At 61.7% G+C, this 16,297-nt stretch carries 21 protein-coding genes and 1 pseudogene; 13 read left to right on the forward strand and 9 right to left on the reverse strand.

Annotation, left to right across the window (positions count from 1 at the left end):
- Positions 1–42: 42 nt before the first annotated feature.
- The 3 genes from AB4Z43_RS24475 (at position 43) to AB4Z43_RS24485 (ending at position 2,263) form a co-directional block, all read left to right on the forward strand.
- Complete coding sequence (locus tag AB4Z43_RS24475) at positions 43–453, forward strand: hypothetical protein (protein ID WP_441939173.1); 411 nt, start codon at positions 43–45, stop codon at positions 451–453.
- Between the two features lie 332 nt (positions 454–785).
- A complete protein-coding gene (locus tag AB4Z43_RS24480) occupies positions 786–1,430 on the forward strand; it encodes a DUF995 domain-containing protein (RefSeq protein WP_441939175.1) in 645 nt (214 codons plus the stop codon).
- A gap of 419 nt (positions 1,431–1,849) precedes the next feature.
- On the forward strand, positions 1,850–2,263 hold the full coding sequence (locus AB4Z43_RS24485) for a hypothetical protein (RefSeq protein ID WP_441939177.1): 414 nt from the start codon (positions 1,850–1,852) through the stop codon (positions 2,261–2,263).
- A 1-nt stretch (position 2,264) separates the two neighbouring features.
- On the opposite strand, the gene galE is transcribed toward AB4Z43_RS24485, so the two are convergent.
- The 5 genes from galE to AB4Z43_RS24510 all read right to left on the reverse strand — a co-directional run bounded on the left by galE (position 2,265) and on the right by AB4Z43_RS24510 (position 5,870).
- A complete protein-coding gene (gene galE, locus AB4Z43_RS24490) occupies positions 2,265–3,296 on the reverse strand; it encodes a UDP-glucose 4-epimerase GalE (protein ID WP_441939178.1) in 1,032 nt (343 codons plus the stop codon).
- The gene (locus AB4Z43_RS24495; protein ID WP_441939180.1) at positions 3,293–4,333 is read right to left on the reverse strand and encodes a UDP-glucuronic acid decarboxylase family protein; all 1,041 of its coding nucleotides are present in this window, start codon (positions 4,331–4,333) and stop codon (positions 3,293–3,295) included. Before AB4Z43_RS24495 ends, galE begins: the two co-directional genes overlap by 4 nt.
- Before the next feature lie 525 nt (positions 4,334–4,858).
- The gene (locus tag AB4Z43_RS24500) at positions 4,859–5,086 is read right to left on the reverse strand and encodes a hypothetical protein (RefSeq protein ID WP_147377469.1); all 228 of its coding nucleotides are present in this window, start codon (positions 5,084–5,086) and stop codon (positions 4,859–4,861) included.
- A gap of 33 nt (positions 5,087–5,119) precedes the next feature.
- A complete protein-coding gene (locus AB4Z43_RS24505; protein WP_019857289.1) occupies positions 5,120–5,293 on the reverse strand; it encodes a hypothetical protein in 174 nt (57 codons plus the stop codon).
- Positions 5,294–5,399: 106 nt separating this feature from the next.
- A complete protein-coding gene (locus AB4Z43_RS24510) occupies positions 5,400–5,870 on the reverse strand; it encodes a carboxymuconolactone decarboxylase family protein (RefSeq protein ID WP_064984947.1) in 471 nt (156 codons plus the stop codon).
- A 112-nt stretch (positions 5,871–5,982) separates the two neighbouring features.
- On the opposite strand from AB4Z43_RS24510, the gene AB4Z43_RS24515 reads away from it, so the two are divergent.
- The 3 genes from AB4Z43_RS24515 to AB4Z43_RS24525 all read left to right on the forward strand — a co-directional run bounded on the left by AB4Z43_RS24515 (position 5,983) and on the right by AB4Z43_RS24525 (position 8,169).
- Positions 5,983–6,633, forward strand: a complete 651-nt coding sequence (locus AB4Z43_RS24515) for a TetR/AcrR family transcriptional regulator (RefSeq protein WP_240564698.1) — start codon at positions 5,983–5,985, stop codon at positions 6,631–6,633.
- Positions 6,634–6,652: 19 nt separating this feature from the next.
- Positions 6,653–7,258 carry a hypothetical protein gene (locus AB4Z43_RS24520; RefSeq protein WP_038645766.1) on the forward strand — a complete coding sequence of 202 codons (606 nt, stop codon included), beginning with the start codon at positions 6,653–6,655 and terminating at the stop codon, positions 7,256–7,258.
- A 62-nt stretch (positions 7,259–7,320) separates the two neighbouring features.
- Entirely contained in the window at positions 7,321–8,169 is an 849-nt protein-coding gene (locus AB4Z43_RS24525; RefSeq protein ID WP_019857293.1) for a 23S rRNA (adenine(2030)-N(6))-methyltransferase RlmJ, read from the forward strand.
- A 34-nt stretch (positions 8,170–8,203) separates the two neighbouring features.
- Here AB4Z43_RS24525 and AB4Z43_RS24530 read toward each other — a convergent pair whose 3' ends face one another.
- Positions 8,204–8,977: a helix-turn-helix domain-containing protein gene (locus AB4Z43_RS24530; RefSeq protein ID WP_441939184.1), complete on the reverse strand. Its 774-nt coding sequence runs from the start codon at positions 8,975–8,977 to the stop codon at positions 8,204–8,206.
- 205 nt (positions 8,978–9,182) lie between these two features.
- On the opposite strand from AB4Z43_RS24530, the gene AB4Z43_RS24535 reads away from it, so the two are divergent.
- The 6 genes and pseudogenes from AB4Z43_RS24535 to AB4Z43_RS24560 all read left to right on the forward strand — a co-directional run bounded on the left by AB4Z43_RS24535 (position 9,183) and on the right by AB4Z43_RS24560 (position 12,945).
- Entirely contained in the window at positions 9,183–9,605 is a 423-nt protein-coding gene (locus AB4Z43_RS24535) for a VOC family protein (protein ID WP_019857298.1), read from the forward strand.
- A 30-nt stretch (positions 9,606–9,635) separates the two neighbouring features.
- Positions 9,636–9,998: a DoxX family protein gene (locus tag AB4Z43_RS24540; RefSeq protein WP_019857299.1), complete on the forward strand. Its 363-nt coding sequence runs from the start codon at positions 9,636–9,638 to the stop codon at positions 9,996–9,998.
- Between the two features lie 89 nt (positions 9,999–10,087).
- Positions 10,088–10,540, forward strand: coding sequence for a hypothetical protein (locus tag AB4Z43_RS24545; RefSeq protein ID WP_019857300.1), 453 nt, complete (start codon positions 10,088–10,090; stop codon positions 10,538–10,540).
- Positions 10,541–10,675: 135 nt separating this feature from the next.
- Entirely contained in the window at positions 10,676–11,257 is a 582-nt protein-coding gene (locus tag AB4Z43_RS24550) for a TetR/AcrR family transcriptional regulator (protein WP_027046684.1), read from the forward strand.
- A pseudogene (locus tag AB4Z43_RS24555) lies at positions 11,254–12,092 on the forward strand (EamA family transporter). The gene AB4Z43_RS24550 and the pseudogene AB4Z43_RS24555 overlap by 4 nt, the downstream one beginning before the upstream one ends.
- Before the next feature lie 238 nt (positions 12,093–12,330).
- Entirely contained in the window at positions 12,331–12,945 is a 615-nt protein-coding gene (locus tag AB4Z43_RS24560) for a LysE family translocator (protein ID WP_019857303.1), read from the forward strand.
- Positions 12,946–13,054: 109 nt separating this feature from the next.
- Here AB4Z43_RS24560 and AB4Z43_RS24565 read toward each other — a convergent pair whose 3' ends face one another.
- Positions 13,055–13,366, reverse strand: coding sequence for a transcriptional regulator (locus AB4Z43_RS24565; protein WP_019857304.1), 312 nt, complete (start codon positions 13,364–13,366; stop codon positions 13,055–13,057).
- A 519-nt stretch (positions 13,367–13,885) separates the two neighbouring features.
- A complete protein-coding gene (locus AB4Z43_RS24570; protein ID WP_441939188.1) occupies positions 13,886–14,344 on the reverse strand; it encodes a hypothetical protein in 459 nt (152 codons plus the stop codon).
- 446 nt (positions 14,345–14,790) lie between these two features.
- Here AB4Z43_RS24570 and AB4Z43_RS24575 point away from each other — a divergent pair, with 446 nt between their 5' ends.
- Positions 14,791–15,387: a glutathione S-transferase family protein gene (locus AB4Z43_RS24575; protein WP_441939190.1), complete on the forward strand. Its 597-nt coding sequence runs from the start codon at positions 14,791–14,793 to the stop codon at positions 15,385–15,387.
- Between the two features lie 61 nt (positions 15,388–15,448).
- Here the strand turns inward: AB4Z43_RS24575 and AB4Z43_RS24580 are convergent, their stop codons facing one another.
- Positions 15,449–16,105: an outer membrane protein gene (locus AB4Z43_RS24580; protein WP_441939192.1), complete on the reverse strand. Its 657-nt coding sequence runs from the start codon at positions 16,103–16,105 to the stop codon at positions 15,449–15,451.
- Positions 16,106–16,297 lie beyond the last annotated feature (192 nt).

The following is a 16,297-nucleotide window of genomic DNA, read 5'->3' on the forward strand; positions in this document are numbered from 1 at the left end:
TCCGCGTCCAATCGACTTGCATTTCTCGGCAGGGGATAGGTGATGAACAAGTTGATGAGGGATTTGGCTGCCAAGGGCAGAAAAAATGCCTGGTCTATAGCCGCCATTGCACTGATCTCGATCGTTTCCGGTTGCCAGAGCATGGACGCGACCACGACCGGCTCACTCGCTGGCACGCCCATGGTGCATGCATCCGCCAAGAAAATTCACACCGTCGGCAAGAAGCAGGTTCGCGTGTTCCGCCACAAGCGCCTCATGCAGATGACCAGTGTGACGCGCACGACTGAAACGGCCTACGCCGCCTTCGTCCGGCCGCAGCCGGCCAGGATCGTCACGCCGGCGCCGGTGAAGGTTTCTTACAGGCTGGGCAGCGCCGGCCCGCTCCTGGGCCATTCGCCCTGGATCTGCGGTCCAAGCGGATTTGGCCAGCGCGCGACTTGCCGCGCGCGCTAACAAGAGTTGAGTTGGGGGGCCGGAATCCGGGCGTGAGAGGTCAGGCGGCACGGGTCGCGCCAGCACCTCCTGCGCCCGGATTTCCATTCGCGCCGATACCAATCGACAAGCGTCTTCGATCGGCTCTCGTGGCCTGACGTCGAAGTCTCGGGCGGGTCTGGTTTACCGGAGCTTGCCGATCCCTCGACCTTGGCCACCTCGCCACGGCGCAAAAGATTGACATCGGTCTTTGCCCGACTGTTAATGCTCGCAAGCCAACTGCTGACCGCGCGACCTGGGAAATCCAGCGTTGTGTCGATGGAGAGAACGCTCCGGGCGGGGCGTTCTGGGTCATGGTCGTGTCGGCGCTATGCTGGATCGGGGGTACGAAAACCGAAATGCGACCGCAGATTGCGCTGACAGTTTCGACCGGATTGCCTTGGCCTTGCACAAGTCGTGAGCGGGAAGGCGGCCAGTCTGCCAGACGCGCCTGGCTTGTGCCCCTGCTGGTCGTTTGTGGTCAGTTGGCGCTTTCCGGAGCGGCTCACGCGGCCAACGAAAAGAACCCCAAGCCCGCGGAAGCCGCCGCCACCGTGCCGACGGCTTTCGAGCTGCAGCGTCTCTACACCGACCGCACATGGCTGTGGAAAGATGGAGCGGCCTATTTTGGACAGACCGGCCGCCCCTTCCGGGCCTGGACTTCGGGGCAGGATTCAGCCTCTGTCGCCGAGGGCAGGTGGCTGGTGACGAAGGACGGCAAGATGTGCATGGACGCCGCCTGGCGATCCAAGAGCTACAAGGGCAAGCAGCAGCGGATCTGCTATAGTCACCGCGTCAGGGGCGGGACCATTGAGCAGCGCAAGGATCCGGACGGGGACTGGTACAGTTTCAAACGAACCCCCGAGGACCTTTCCGATGAATACCGGAAATTCGAAGTGGGCGACACCAAGGGCGCGCAGTTCGAACAGACCCGCAAGCTGATCGATTCCAAGAATTAGGTCATGTTTCAGCCATACTGAGCCGGTGATGCCTTGCGGCGTGGCCGGAATGAAAGTTTGTCGCGGCCGGCGATTTTCGCGATCCTGCTCCGTCCCATTGTGGCAGGTTGGGCAGACCGTCAAACCGGTCTCTGGTTCGACGGCAGGCTGCCTGGTGGGAGCCTGTCCGGGAACTTACGAATCACTTATCGTGAAGGGTGAGGGTGGGGTCCGACCGGAGTTGCTGGCGCACTCTTCGATGAATTGCATTCAATCCTATAAAACGGCGAGAGGTTGCGCCCAATCGCACGGTTTGTTTAATAAGCATTGTCTAATATTCGGCGTGATTCCTAAGTGGCAGGTGGCTACTCAGCGTCGTGAAGGCAACGAGAGCATAGAGTGCCGCACCTCGCCCTTGGCTTGATAAGAGGGGATACGTGATGAGCAATTCCACAATGGGCGCATTTCGTCCAGGCATATATAGTCTACGCATTGTTGCGGCCGTGGCGATGATCTCGGGTTGCCAGGCCCTGGATGCGACAAAAACCGATGCGGTCGCTTTCAAGCCTGTGGCCCATCCGGTCCGCAGCAAACCCGCGGTCCTGCCGCTCTACGCCATGACCGCGGTTCATTCGCTTAGAGTCGAGCCTGAGCTTCTGATGACGAGCACGACAGGGTCGACCGAAATTGACTACGCTTTCGTATCACCACAGCCGATCAAAATCGGCACGCCGGGACCCGCGAAGATCGCTTACAACCCTGTCATTGGTGGGTCGTTTCCGGGCAATTCGCCCTATATCTGCAGCCCCAGCGGATTTGGTCAGCGCGCCAGTTGCCACCCGCGCTATCTCTGATCTAGCCAGCAGCGAGGGATGCTGCCGCCTTGCTTGGCGGCAGGTCCGCCGGTTTTGTCCGCAATCCGAAGAACGGGGCCGCCGTCCTGACGATCGTGTCGATGTCGGAAAGCTGCGGCACAAAGCCAAGATGCGCGCGCGCCTTGCCCGGATCGGCATAGAGCTCTGCCGGATCTCCCGGGCGCCGGTTTTTGAAGACGGCCGGAACCGGTCTTGAGGTTATCCGGCCGACCGCCTGTATAATCTCCCTGATGGATACGCCGCGCCCTGTGCCAAGGTTGACCGCCAGGCTTTGTCCGCCGCCCTCGAGGTGCTGGAGCGCTTTCAGATGGGCACTGGCCAGGTCGCTGACGTGGATATAGTCGCGCACGCAGGTTCCGTCCGGTGTGTCATAGTCCGTGCCGAAGACCTCGATCTCGTCGATGATGCCGGACGCCGCCATCAGCACCCTGGGAACCAGATGCGTTTCGGGTGAATGCCACTCGCCGAGCTCGCCGTCGGGATCGGCGCCGCAGGCGTTGAAATAGCGCAGGATCGCGAATTTCATCCCATAGGCGGACGCATAGTCGCCGATGATCTGCTCTCCCATCAGCTTGGTGCGCCCGTAAGGGCTGATTGGATTTTGCAAGGAGGTCTCGCGAACGGGCAGCGCCTCCGGCACACCGTAGGTAGCGCAACTGCTGGAGAAGATGATGTTGTCGATGGCGTGCGCGCGTGCCGCGTCGAGCACGGCGATGGTTCCGGTCACGTTGGTCGAATAATAGTCGGCCGGCTCTTGAACGGATTCCCCGACATAGGCCAGCGCCGCGAAGTGGATGACCGATGTCGGCCTGTACGTCCCGATCGCCGCCCGCAACGCATCCCGATCCCGGATATCGCCGACGACAAGCGGACCCCAGGCGACGGATGTCCGGTTGCCGCGGCAAAGGTTGTCGAAAGCCACGGGCAGATAGCCGGCGGCGGCCAGGAGCTTGCAGGTGTGACTGCCGATGAAGCCCGCCCCACCTGTCACCAGGATCGCCCGTCGGCTCATGAAGCCGCGGCCCCGGTGATCATCCGGCTGCCGTAGAGCAGGGTGTCGAAATAGTCGACGGTATGGGCGAGCCCCTGGGCCAGGTTGATCCTCGGCTCCCAACCGAGATTGTCCCTGGCGAAGGAAATATCCGGTTTGCGCTGCCTTGGATCGTCGATCGGCAGCGGTCGGTGCACGATCTTCGATCTGGAGTTGGTGTAGCCGACGACCAGCGTCGCGAGTTCCATGATGGTGAATTCACCGGGGTTGCCGAGATTGACCGGATGGGCGGGCGCATGCGGCGCATTCATCAGCCGGATGAAACCCTCGATGAGATCGTCGGCGTAGCAGAAGGAGCGGGTTTGCAGGCCGCTGCCATAGACCGTCAGGTCTTCGCCGCGCAACGCCTGGACGATGAAGTTCGAGACCACGCGCCCGTCATCGGGCTGCATGCGGCGGCCGTAAGTGTTGAAAATGCGGGCAACGCGGATGTCGAGCCCATATGTCCTCGAATAGTCGAAGAACAGGGTTTCGGCCGAACGCTTGCCTTCATCATAGCAGGACCGTGGTCCATGCGTGTTGACGTTGCCGAAATAGCTCTCGGGCTGTGGGTGCACGAACGGGTCGCCATATACCTCCGAAGTCGAGGCCTGGAATATCTTGGCATTGCTCCGGCGCGCGAGTTCCAGAAGGTTCAGAGAACCGAGCACGCTTGTCTTGAACGTATGGATCGGATCAGCCTGGTAGTGCGGCGGAGAGGCCGGGCAGGCGAGATTGTAGATCTCGTCGACCTCAAGGCCGGCCGGCAGCGGATCGACGATGTCGTGCTCGATGCAGGTGAATCTGGGATCGCGCAGAAGGGTGTTGAGATTGTATCTCTTGCCGGTGTGGAAATTATCCAGCGCGACGACGTCATATTCGTCCCGCAACAGGCGTTCACACAGATGCGACCCCAGGAAGCCCGCGCCCCCGGCAACCAGGGCGCGACGTCGTTTTTGGTGCGGCTCCCTTTGACCGATCCCGGATCCCAGCTTCAGAACCTTGAAGACCTTGCTCATGCTTTTCCCCTACGCAACCCGCACGCTATCGCCGCGCCGGGGCGACAGCCCGGCGACGCCTTCAGAACGTGACAAACCCTCCGCATCAGCGGATTCGCTGTTCATTGATGTGCGCTAATTGTCCTCTGGGCTCGCCAAGTCGGCGCCGCACGCTTTAAGTGCTGCCGCTCACCCGTCTCCACGCCCCAAAATCGCGATCACACGTACAGTGCCATCATCGTCGATTGCTCGCCCAAATTGCACATCCCAACGCATCAAAAATATACCTGCGGAGACCATAGTCAACTAAATTAGTATTTTCTTAACTATAACATTTTGCGGATGGTTAACCCTCAGCTGGGCTCGGCTTCGCAACGTCGGACCGTAAGCGCTCAGGGAGATACTCGTTGCAAGTCAATGGTTTGGATTGGCGGCTGATACAATGCCGGGGCTGAGAATGCCGACGCCGCCACTCCATCGCGCGTATCGGTCTGCGTCCGAGGAAATATACTCATGAAGAACAGACCTGGGCGATCCCCGCAGATGTCAAATTTTCAGTTCACAATGAGACTGCTGGCCAAAGCCGCTTGGGCTACAAACATAAACGTCGGGATGTGAATACTTTGCCAGTATTTCTCTACGAAAATCGGAGGCATCGCAGCCATTTATAGCCAAGAGAAAGCCGAGAGCCAAAAACTGAATGGAAAACCGCTGCATCACGGCGGATTTGGACCGCGATTTTGTTCCATAGAACTGCTCAAAGGCTTTGTGCATAAGGCCTCTCATTCGCATGGCGGGGATCAACGGTCATTTTGGTCGGGAAAGGCGCCAGCGTCCATTCGATGCCGAAACATCGATGATTTCCACAATGGCATTGAGCGCATAGGTAGAGAGCGCCGTCCATTGCGCGATCGCGTATGCAAGCAGCGGCACCTCGGCAAAACCGGTCGTAAAATGCCTGAGCCAGGGGATGGTCCGCATCCGCGGGCCATCCCCTGGCGGGGCACGACAAAACGGTCGCATTGTCCTTTTGTCGGTTGGGCATGGATCGACCTGGAAGCGGTCGACCGCTTCCAGGCCGAATAGCCTACTGCCCGCCCATCTCCTTCTTGAATGTGTCGAAATCGACCTGCATGCCGTTGAAGATGGTGCTCCAATGGCGGGTCAGCGCGGCCATCGCCACGGCTTCCTGAATCTCCTCGTCGGTGGCGCCGGCGCGCTTGGCGTCCTGCGTATCCGACCAGATGCAATAGTTGCACGGAATCTGCGCCGCCACTGCAAGCGAGATCAGCGACTTGACCTTTGGCGGCAGTGCCGTCTTGTCGCTGAGCTCGATGGCCTTGACCTCGGCCCAGGCGCCGGGCAGACCGGCCTTCGGAAACTGCTTCACAAAACTCGGTACGCCGCCCATGGTCGACTGGATATCCTTTAGCGTTGCATCATAGTCGTCGGCATAGGCAGGTGCCGCGACCAGGGCCAGCGCACAGCCGGTGGCGGCGAGCAGGCAACCGTGGTGTATCGACGAAAGCACGGATGAAAGAATGCGATAATTAGACATGACATTCTCCTCTGGTCTTTGTTAGCCTTACGATGTAAGGTGATGTGGAAAATGAACCTTACAGTGTAAGTTGTCAAGCGGCGCAATGGACACATCAATCAAAAAAAAGCGAATGCGCGGGCGCCTGTCGCGCGAAATGATCGAGGACGCGGCCTTCGAGGTGATCGAGAAGGAGGGACTCGCCGGCTTTTCGATGCGCAAGCTGGCGGCGGCGCTCGGCTGCGAGGCGATGAGCATCTACCACCATTTTCCTTCGGTGGCGCATTTGCACGAAGCGCTGGTCGACCGGCTGGTCGGTGCTCTTGAAATGCCCGACGCCGGCCTTCCGTGGCGGCAAAGAATGCGCATCGCCATCGAGGATTTTCGCCGTATCGGCCGCGACCATCCCGCCTATGCCACCTTCTTTGTCACCTACCGGATGAACTCGCCGATCTGCCTTGCCTGGCTGAACGGCATTCTGAGCCTGTTCAGGGATGGCGGTTTCGACACCGAACTCAGCGCGCGGCTGTTTCGCGCCGTCGGCTACTATCTGATGGGTGCCGTGCTGGATGAGAATGCGGGCTATGCCAAAGGTCCGTCGGCGGTAAACACGGTCAGCGACGAGCAACTGGCCCGGGATTTTCCCAACGTCATGGCCGCCGGGCGCTTTTTCGGTACCGCCGAATTCGACAAGACATTCGAGCTTGGCCTCGACATGCTGCTGGACGAGATGGAACGCCTGCGCGACGGTGTCGGCGCCGGCCAGGTGTCCGGCAAGGTGTGAATACGAGGTGAGTGTCTGAATGCGCTTTCTGTTTGTCCTGATCCTGCTTGCCGGCACCGGCATCGGCTTCATCTATCCCTGGGCGATGACCAATTTTTCCGGCCGCGAGATCGGCACCTGGCGGGTCTATGAGCAAGGCCGCTTCAAGCCGTTGACCGTGTCGCTCTCAAGCCGCGACGCCCCGGTCCGCGTCCTGGTCGACCTCACCGCGAGGGCCGAACGCATCGTCTCGCAGCAGCGCACTGTGTTGACGCTGACCGCCGCCACCAATGGCCGCACGGTGCTTGCCTCGACTTTGCAGTTCAACCATGTCGACAATCCGCGCCAGGCCAGCCCGCAGCTGCCCGACAAGATCTTTCGCGACGACGCAGGCGTCATCGCAAGTGTCAATTCCGGTCCCTATGTCTTCACTGTCGGTCCGGGCGACGCCGAGGACATCCCGATGCGAGCGGTCGATCTCATCTTGCGCTCCGGTGTCGGCGAAACCGACGGGCGTGCGCGGCCGATCGGCTTCGCCCTGATGGCGGTCGGCTTGATCGGTTTCCTGCTGTCCCGGCGTTCGGGTGGAGGCCGGCCGGACAATCCGAACTCGCAGCCGCCGCCACCGCGCTGGGGCAGGGGTTGACGCATGTCGCCCAAAAATGTGCAGCGGTTTTGGGGCAACGACATGCGTAACGGCAGCAGATCATGAATTACCGCCACGCGTACCACGCCGGAAATTTCGCCGATGTCGTCAAGCACGTCGTGCTGACGCTTCTGCTTGAATATCTCAAGCAGAAGGACAAGGCATTTCGCGTCGTCGACACCCATGCCGGCATTGGCCGCTACGATCTGTCCTCGGTCGAGGCACAGAAGACCGGCGAGTGGCTGGGCGGCATCGGCAGGCTGATCGATGCGTCGTTCGATACCAGGGCGGGCGCGCTGCTGGCGCCCTATCTGGACGCGGTGCGGTCGCTCAATCCCGGGGACGGCGTGAAGAAATATCCGGGCTCGCCGCTGCTCGCGCGCCATCTCCTGCGCAAGCAGGACCGGTTGTCGGCGATCGAACTGCACCCGAAAGACGCCGCCAAGCTGAAGGCGGAATTCGCCGGCGACTTCCAGGTGCGGGTGATGGAACTCGATGGCTGGCTGGCGCTCGGAGCGCATCTGCCGCCGAAGGAGAAGCGCGGCCTGGTGCTCATCGATCCGCCCTTCGAGGAGGAGGGCGAGTTCGGCCGCCTCGTCGACGGCCTCATAAGGGCACATAAGCGCTGGCCCGGCGGCATCTATGCGCTGTGGTATCCGATCAAGGACCGCAAGGCGGTCATCGCCTTCAGGAAGGCACTGAAGCAATCCGGCATCCCGAAAATCCTCGACATAGAATTCGAGATCAGGCCGGCCTCTTTGGAACCCAGCCTCGATGGCAGCGGCATGGTGGTGGTCAACCCGCCCTTCACGCTGGAAGGCGAATTGCGAACCGTGCTGCCGACCCTGCACAAACTGCTCGCCGTGGAAAAGCCGGCGCACTGGTCGCTGGAATGGCTGGCGGGAGAGTAGGCGGCCTCGGCTTCGGCCTCGTCGGGCGGCGCTGCTATCGTCTCGAAGAGGCGTCTGCGAGCGCAGATGGCGTGACGCCGGACAATCGCCTGCTCTCGCGTATCAGATGAGCCTGATCCGAATAGCCGGCTTCGACCGCCAGCACCGCGGTTGAAGCGTCGCCTGACGTTTGCTTCAAGCGCCGGTAGCGATGAAAGCGCAGGATGCGGTCGAGCGTCTTTGGGCCGTAGCCGAAACTCTCTTCGAAACGGCGACGCAGCGTCCGCTCGCTCATATGCAAGGTGCGCAGCAGGAACGGCACCAGCGGCTTGTCGGCTGGCAGACCCCGGTCGATGACGTCAAAGGCAAAGCCCATGACCGTATCGGGCGCATGCTGGTTTTGCGTGTACGCGCCGATTGCCTTCTCCAATTGTCCCACCATGCTCGCGAGATCGGGCGTGGCGCGGACGTTGCCTGCCAGATGGCGCGCCCGCACACCCCAGAGGTCACCGAGGTCGAGGCGCTCTCCCAAGATCCGGTTGGCCGGCACGCCTAGCCAGCCGGCGGCCGCCCCTGGCCGGAATCTCAATCCGACAATCGTCGCTCCTGACGGCAGTGTCTCGATCTGCGGCTCCCGGTCCGGTCCCGCGATCCGGAACCGGCCGTCGATCCACTGCAGGTCGATCGTGGCGTCCGGCGTTATCAAGACAGGTGGAGCGTCCCGGTCCCGCATGCGGTGAACCCAGACGGACGCGAAAGTGGCAGCCAGCCGCCTGTCTGCGGGGCGTTCCTGGAAAAAGCCGGTGGTCTGCGCCAGTACAGCTTCCATCCCTTAAGCTTTCGTCAGTCTGCTCGGCCCTTGGTCTTCTCGTTCGCTCGCCATTCGGGTCCGGGGCCATTTTGGCCGAAATCTTCAATGCGGGCCGCTCTCGCCATGGCAAACCTGCACGAAGCTTTTCGGTGTCATCGCGGCCACATCGGCGCCGAGGTCACCGATACCATTCAAGCCCAGAATATAGAAAGGAGAAACCAAAATGAAAGCTCGCATCAGTGTCATCACGCTTGGTGTCGATAATCTGGAGGCGTCGCTCGAATTCTACCGAAACGGACTGGGGTTTCCGACCGAAGGCATCATCGGCAAGGAGTTCGAGCACGGCGCTGTCGCCTTCTTCGATCTGCGGAACGGCTTGAAGTTCGCGATCTTCGAACGCCCCAACATCGCCCATGACGCCGGCGTCGCTCAAACCGGCCGCAGCCCGACCGAATTCACCATCGGTCACAATGTCACGAGCAAGGCCGAGGTCGATGCCGTGATGGCGCAGGCCATCAGCGCCGGCGCGCGCGCCGTCAAGCCCGCCCAGGACACGTTCTGGGGTGGCTATGCCGGCTATTTTCAGGATCCGGATGACCATCTCTGGGAAGTCGTCTTCAACCCTGCCTTTCTTCCCGAGGACTGAACCCTGGCAGGCATCTGGCAGGAGGTTGGCATGTTCGCTCAAACGGTTCAGGCGCTGGGCGCGCTTCTGATCGGCGGCGTGTTTGTATGGGCCGGCGTCGAACATTTCGTGAAGTTCAAGGCAATGACCGAGTATCTGGCCGGCCGGCACTTTCCGGCCCCGGCCTTCCTGCTCGCCGCGGGTTCGGCGTTGGAGATCGTCGCCGGCTCCTTGCTTGCCATGGGCATTGCGGTGCCTTTCGCCGCCGGCGCACTGGTCGTGTTTACGCTGGCGGCGAACATGCTCCTGCTGCGGTTCTGGGCCTGTGAGGGCCTGGAACGGCAAACGTCGCGATCCGCCTTTCTGGTCAATTTCGCCGTTATTGGCGGATTGCTGCTTGCGGCAACCGTCTAGTCTTGTTCTGGAAACCATTGTTTCGGCAACCGCTTGACCGCCGCCGAGCGAATCCGCACAGTGCGCGCAATCGACCTTGAGAGGCTGCCATGACTCGCTTCGCCAAATCCGCACTTGCCGCCCTGATTTCGCTCTGCACCCCGCTTGCCGCGCCTCTCGGTATCACCCAGGCGGCGCAGGCGGCCGACCTTGCCGTCTATTCCGATGACGATGGCGGCGTCTGCGGCCAGCCCTGGGTGCTGAGCAAGATCACCAGCCGCTTCTCCCATCAGGTGCATCACGTGCCGCATCTGCCTGATGTGCAGATCACCGATTTCCGGCGCATCCACCAGCATCGCTATCTGCCGGCCAACGACACCTGGCCGATCGGCCGCCGCTATTGCGGCGCCACCGTCAGTCTCTCCGACGGACGCGACCGCACCATCTGGTACCTGATCGAGGAAGGCCAGGGCTTCGCCTCGATCGGCGACAATGTCGAGTTCTGCGTCTCGGGCTTCGACCGCTGGATGGTCTATAACGGCCGCTGCCGCGTCCTGCGCTAGACGCAGCCTTCCATTCCCGACTGCTTTGGCGCCTGCGGCTCGATCAGCCGCAGGCGTTTTTTGTGCCGTGTTGACAGAAAGTGAGATTCGTCACATGAGTATGAGACAGACCTGTCTCATCACATGGTGCGCATCATGACACCGTCGCCTGTCTCCGACAAACGCCAGCAAGTTGTCGAAACCGCCTATGCGCTGTTCAAGCGCGCCGGCTTCCATGCCACCGGCATCGACCGGATCATCGCCGAGGCCGACGTGGCCAAGATGACGATGTACCGGCATTTCCCCAGCAAGGACGAGCTGATCGTCGCCGTGCTCGACTATCGCGCCAGGCGTTTTGACGATCAGCTCAACCAGCTTGCCCAGAAGAGCATCACGCCGGAGCAGAAGATCGCAGAGATATTCGACTGGCATGGGCGCTGGTTCCGCAGCCCGGATTTCCACGGCTGTCTGTTCGCGCATGCGCTGGCCGAGTTCGGCGATCCCGGTCACCCGGTGTTCGAGGCTGTCGCCAGGCAGAAGAATGGCTTGAGGCAGCGCATGCGGTCGATCCTGTCGGAGGTGATGCCGCGCGGCCGGGCCGAGAACGTGGCAGCGACGCTTTTGATGCTGATCGAAGGCGCCACCCTGATGGCGCAGATGGGGCAGGCGGACACCGCCTTGCGTGAAGCCCGCAAGACCGCCCTGGACGTCGTCGCCGCCTCGCGCAAGCCGCAATGAGCCCGCTGGTCATCGGGCTCGCGCTCTTCGCGGCGATCCTGCACGCGAGCTGGAACGCTTTCCTGCGAACCGGCGCCGACAGGTTGTGGACCGTCACCGTCATGAGCTTCTCCAGCACGGCGCTGGCCGTTCCGCTGGCCATCTTCAACGGTTTTCCAGCCACATCGGCCTGGCTCTATGTCGCCCTCTCGGCCTGCCTGCAGGTCGGCTACAGTGTGTTCCTGGTGGCTGCCTACAGATATGGCGAATTGGGACAGGTCTATCCGATTGTTCGCGGCAGCGTGCCTCTGCTCGTCACCCTTGGCGGCTTCCTGCTCGCCGGCCAGCAGCTTACCGTTCTGGAGACCGTCGGCGTTGGCCTGGTCGGTGGCGGCATCGTTGGTTTGTCGCTTTTGGACGCGGAAGGGCCGCCACGACATCGATCCTCTACGCGCTGGCAACAGGAGCAATCATCGCCGCCTATGCGACGGTCGATGCGATCGGCGTCCGTGCGGCGGGCAATGTCGGCGCCTACACGGCTTGGGTGCTGCTGGCCTATGGTGCGTTGCTGCCGGCGACCTTCGTTGCTTGCCGCGGCCGGCTTGCTGTCGACCCGCGGGCGCCGGAAACCTGGAAGGCACTGGGCGGCGGCCTGTTCGCGCTTCTCGCCTATGGCGTCGTGGTGGCGGCCTTCGCGCTCGGGCCGGCCGGCCCGATCACCGCGATTCGCGAGACCAGCGTCGTCTTCGCGGCCTTCATCGGCCGGCTGTTTCTTGGCGAGACGCTGACGCCCCGCCGTGTCGGCGCCTGCGCCGTAGTCGCGCTCGGCGCCATCTGCCTCGCTTATCAATCGTAACGACAATCAAATCGCCTGCCGGCACGCGCGACGATGATTCTCGGCGGTGCCTGCGGCTCAGGTCTCGCAGGACTTGCCTATGCGGTGTGGGGCTGGAGCGGCACCTGCCTGTTCGGCGCGGCATCCGCCGCGGCCGCGCTGCTGGCGTCACGAAGGCCTTGAACTTTCGGGCTGTCGCCGGCAGGCAAATCGGCTAACCTGAACACCCGAGAGCAACACGTCACTTTCGGGAACCGTCATGGACCTTGCCACCATCATTGCCTTTGCTGGAGCCTTCTTCGTGTTCGCCGCCAGCCCTGGCCCCGACAACATGACCATCGTCGCCCGCACGATCTCCAGCGGCGCCGCGTCGGGCATCGCGTATGGCGCCGGCACGGTGGTCGGCATCCTTATCTTCCTGATGCTCGCAGCCTTCGGCCTGTCGATCATTGCCGCCAAGATGGCAATCGTCATGACGGTGCTTCGCTACGGCGGAGCGGCCTATCTGATCTGGATGGGCATCAAGCTGTGGACGGCCGTGCCCGTCGTGCCGGAGTTGCAGCCCGTCTCAGGGCGGCGCGGGCTGCTGACGATCTTCGCCACGGGTGTCGCGCTCAATCTCGGCAATCCGAAAATGCCGCTGTTCTACGTGGCGCTGTTGCCCAACGTCGTCGGGGCCTCGCTCACATCAGCGCATCTCGGCATCCTGATCGCGGTGATCCTGGCTGTCGAGATTGTGGTGATCGGCGGGCATGTCCTCCTCGCCGGCCGTGCCCGCAGTCTGTTGCGCACGCCCAGGATCGTGCGCCGGGTCAACCGCGCGGCAGGCGGCGTCATGATCGGCGCCGGCGTTGCCGTGGTCGCCACGCGCTAAAGCAATTCCTGGAAAAGTGTGAAACGGTTTTCCCCGGGAAAAGCGCATAGCGCTTTCCCCTTGGCAATTGCGTCAACGCATAGAGTTGGAGATCGCTCGGTCGCAGCGCTTATTTGCTGCGTTGCGTCGCTTCGGCCTGATCGATGATCTTGCGAAGAAAAGCAATGTGGCCGCGAAAGGCTCGCCGCCCAATCGTCGTTGCCTTGACCCGGGTCTGCGGCCGTCGCCCGACGAAAAGCTTCTCGACATCGACATAGCCCGCTCTGGCCAGCGTATCGATGTGCGCTCCGAGATTTCCGTCGGTCGTTTCGATCATGGCCTTCAACTGGGTGAACTCCAGCGCCTCGCGCCTTTCCAACGTGTTCAGGATGGCCATGATCCTGAGCCGTATGCTTTGATGGATGATGTCGTCGGCGCTCACCGATAGGCTCTACTGCGGCAAAGCCCAGGACCGTCGCAACGTGGCTCGGCGATTACGGGCTGCGGTCCTGTCTGTTGCCTTTGTGTGATCGAAATCAAATCGCCAGCTCCTGACTTTACGCAGAATACTCTGCCTTGCAGAGTTATCTGTCAATCAGCCGATGGCGATGGAACTACGCTTGACAAGGTGATCTTCAGATCGGTCGTCGCATCGCGCTCGTGATCCGCATGGATCGCTCGCTCGTAGAAGATGATTGCTTCGATGAGGTGGCAGGTCGTGATATTCGCGGCCAAAGATCATGCGTGAAGCTGCTCGCTAATCTTCGCGGCTTCATGGTCGGTTCGCATCGAGAATGCCGGAGTGAAATTGCTGGCGGTATCGGAAGATCAGCAGCGGATTTTTGCGATGACGAGTGCGATCGTGTGTCGATCTCAACCAAAATTTAAGCTGAGAAAATCATACCATTGCTTCGCTGGCTAGCGAGCCGCGAGTCAGATATGCATTGCGCGCCGGGGTCATTCACGGCCAACGGCATAACGTGAAGGGGCATGACATGGCTAAGCAGTCATCTAAAGCGCCGGCATCCAAGGCACCGGCAAAGAAAGCACCCGCAAAAGCAGTCGCGGCGAAGGCCGCAACAGCAGTGAAGAAAGCAGCGCCTGCGAAGGCGGCGGCAAAGCCTGCGGCGAAGGCAGCACCGGCCAAGAAGCCGGCGGCGGCCAAGGCTGTGGCAAAGCCGGCAGTGAAGAAGGCAGCGCCCGCCAAGGCAGTGGCAAAGCCGGCAGCGAAGGCAGCACCGGCGAAGAAGCCGGCGGCCAAGGCAGCGGCGAAGCCCGCGGCCAAGCCCGCAGCCAAGAAGGCAGCGCCCGCCAAGGCAGCGGCAAAGCCCGCCGCGAAGGCGGCGGCAAAGCCGGCCGCGAAAGCAGCGGCGGCCGCGACAAAGCCCGCGGTGAAGAAAGCCGCCGCGCCGAAGGCCAAGGCAGCGCCTGCGAAGGCGAAGGCTCCGGCCAAGAAGTAGACCAGTCGTTGGGGCGTCGCGTATCCCTTCGGGGTTCGCAAGGACGCTCTGACGCTCTGGATCGAAGCTGTCCGGCAGCGGGGTTCAGCCTTGAGGGCTGAACATCGGGATGGGATCGAGGGGCAAGCAAAGCGAGGCGCCGGTTGGCTGCCTCGCTCGCTCTTTGGATCGTCTCCTTGCCGCGGTCGGCGAAGGCCCGGGTGCGATGCTTCGGGTTCGGGGGATGAATGCAGGTTTGAATCCCGTCAACCTGCCGTCATCGTTTGCGCGTGTTTCGGCGTACCAGTCCGTGATGTCTGGAGCGGAAACCGCCATGGGTTTCTGGCTGCTGTTTTTTCGCGCTCTGGCGGTTGATCGCAAGTGCCTGTCCAGTCAACACTGGGCGCCTGCAAACAGGAAACCGATCATGCCGAAGCTGCTCTATGCGTCCACCTCTCCTTACAGCTCCAAGGTAAGGATGGCCGCGGCCTATGCCGGGGTCGCGATCGATCTGGTGCCGGTCAAGACCGAGGACAAACCAGCCGAACTGATCGGCGCCAATCCGCTCGGCAAGATCCCGGCGCTCGTGCTCGACGATGGCCGTTCTGTTCACGACAGCCGCGCCATCATCCAGCACCTCAACCGGATTTCGAAGAACGCTTTGTTTCCGCGCAATCCCGACAAGCGGCTGGAGGCGGAGGTGCTGGAGGCGCTGGCCGACGGCATCTGCGATTGCGCGCTGTCGATGGTCTATGAGCGCCGCACCCGGCCCGAAGAGATGGTCTATCAGCCCTGGCTCGACAGGCAGTGGACGAAGATCACCGCCGCGCTCGATCTGCTCAATGCCAATCCGCCGAAACTGCCGAAGAAGATCACTGCCGGCCAGATGGCGTTGCGTGCCTGCCTCGGCTATCTCGCGCTGCGTTTCGCCGGCAAATGGGAAAAAGGCCGTGGCCGGTTGACCCGCTGGGCAGCGCGTTTCGACGAAAAATTTCCGGAGCTGAAGACGGCGGTTCCGGCCTGAGCACCGGCAATAAAAAAGCCGGGCGCGAGGCCCGGCTTTTTCGTGTCGTGGCTTGAACGACTTAGAACTTCATACCGAGGCCGAAAGTGACGCGGTTGTCGGTCGCCTTGACCTTGCCGATACCATCGAAGCTCTTCGAGCCGAAGTCCGTGTAGCGGTACTCGACACGGCCGAAGACGTTGTCGGTCAGCTTGATGTCGGTGCCGACGCCGGCGGTCCAGCCGATCATCGTGGCGGTATCGCTGGCCGGAATGACCGAGTCTTCCACCTTCAGGCTCCTGCCGGCGAGACCGCCGGTGCCATAGAGCAGGATTTCCGGGGTCACGGCGTAGCCGAGACGGGCACGCAGCGAGCCTTCGAAGCCGCCCTTCGAGTTGATGCCGTTGTCGTCACCCTTGACGCCGTTGTAGCCGAGTTCGGCTTCACCGCCGTACACGAAGTTCTCCTGCTGCCACTGATAGCCGCCGAAGACGCTACCGACGAAACCCTTTGTGCCGGTCGAAACGTCGAAATCCTTCTCCTTGGTACGGCCGCTGAAGCCGTAGCCAACGTTAAGACCAGCATACGGGCCAGCCCAGGATGCGACAGGCAGTTCGGCAACCGGAGCGGGTGCCGGGGGCTCTTCCTGGACGACGTCTGCGGCAAAGGCAGTACCACCGAGGGCGAAGAGCCCGAGCGCGACGGCCAGCGGCCGTGCGAATTTGAGATTGGCTTGCATTGTTCTTTACTCCTTAAGCCACAGGACACAGGCTTGTTTCTCACGATCGCCATCAACCCGTCCGGGGGGTGAAACGGATCTGGCGTTCGTCGGTTCCAAATGTCGTGTCAAAATGCGGCTGAAGCGAACCTGAACTTGGGTCATTACCCGGCGCGAATGAGGCGGAACCTTGACGTTGCATCTTCGCAACAG

This window comes from Mesorhizobium sp. 2RAF45, from assembly GCF_052115225.1.
Classification (GTDB): domain Bacteria; phylum Pseudomonadota; class Alphaproteobacteria; order Rhizobiales; family Rhizobiaceae; genus Mesorhizobium; species Mesorhizobium jarvisii.

What these genes read in the sequence shown, in the direction of transcription:
- AB4Z43_RS24535 (WP_019857298.1), top strand. Translation starts at nt 9,183, where the DNA reads ATGAAAGCTCGCATCAGTGTCATCACGCTTGGTGTCGATAATCTGGAG.
- AB4Z43_RS24480 (WP_441939175.1), top strand. Translation starts at nt 786, where the DNA reads ATGGTCGTGTCGGCGCTATGCTGGATCGGGGGTACGAAAACCGAAATG.
- galE (WP_441939178.1), bottom strand. Translation starts at nt 3,296, where the DNA reads ATGAGCCGACGGGCGATCCTGGTGACAGGTGGGGCGGGCTTCATCGGC.
- AB4Z43_RS24475 (WP_441939173.1), top strand. Translation starts at nt 43, where the DNA reads ATGAACAAGTTGATGAGGGATTTGGCTGCCAAGGGCAGAAAAAATGCC.
- AB4Z43_RS24500 (WP_147377469.1), bottom strand. Translation starts at nt 5,086, where the DNA reads ATGCACAAAGCCTTTGAGCAGTTCTATGGAACAAAATCGCGGTCCAAA.
- AB4Z43_RS24520 (WP_038645766.1), top strand. Translation starts at nt 6,653, where the DNA reads ATGCGCTTTCTGTTTGTCCTGATCCTGCTTGCCGGCACCGGCATCGGC.
- AB4Z43_RS24550 (WP_027046684.1), top strand. Translation starts at nt 10,676, where the DNA reads ATGACACCGTCGCCTGTCTCCGACAAACGCCAGCAAGTTGTCGAAACC.
- AB4Z43_RS24530 (WP_441939184.1), bottom strand. Translation starts at nt 8,977, where the DNA reads ATGGAAGCTGTACTGGCGCAGACCACCGGCTTTTTCCAGGAACGCCCC.
- AB4Z43_RS24540 (WP_019857299.1), top strand. Translation starts at nt 9,636, where the DNA reads ATGTTCGCTCAAACGGTTCAGGCGCTGGGCGCGCTTCTGATCGGCGGC.
- AB4Z43_RS24545 (WP_019857300.1), top strand. Translation starts at nt 10,088, where the DNA reads ATGACTCGCTTCGCCAAATCCGCACTTGCCGCCCTGATTTCGCTCTGC.
- AB4Z43_RS24580 (WP_441939192.1), bottom strand. Translation starts at nt 16,105, where the DNA reads ATGCAAGCCAATCTCAAATTCGCACGGCCGCTGGCCGTCGCGCTCGGG.
- AB4Z43_RS24485 (WP_441939177.1), top strand. Translation starts at nt 1,850, where the DNA reads ATGAGCAATTCCACAATGGGCGCATTTCGTCCAGGCATATATAGTCTA.
- AB4Z43_RS24515 (WP_240564698.1), top strand. Translation starts at nt 5,983, where the DNA reads ATGCGCGGGCGCCTGTCGCGCGAAATGATCGAGGACGCGGCCTTCGAG.
- AB4Z43_RS24510 (WP_064984947.1), bottom strand. Translation starts at nt 5,870, where the DNA reads ATGTCTAATTATCGCATTCTTTCATCCGTGCTTTCGTCGATACACCAC.
- AB4Z43_RS24525 (WP_019857293.1), top strand. Translation starts at nt 7,321, where the DNA reads ATGAATTACCGCCACGCGTACCACGCCGGAAATTTCGCCGATGTCGTC.
- AB4Z43_RS24505 (WP_019857289.1), bottom strand. Translation starts at nt 5,293, where the DNA reads ATGCGGACCATCCCCTGGCTCAGGCATTTTACGACCGGTTTTGCCGAG.
- AB4Z43_RS24495 (WP_441939180.1), bottom strand. Translation starts at nt 4,333, where the DNA reads ATGAGCAAGGTCTTCAAGGTTCTGAAGCTGGGATCCGGGATCGGTCAA.
- AB4Z43_RS24560 (WP_019857303.1), top strand. Translation starts at nt 12,331, where the DNA reads ATGGACCTTGCCACCATCATTGCCTTTGCTGGAGCCTTCTTCGTGTTC.
- AB4Z43_RS24575 (WP_441939190.1), top strand. Translation starts at nt 14,791, where the DNA reads ATGCCGAAGCTGCTCTATGCGTCCACCTCTCCTTACAGCTCCAAGGTA.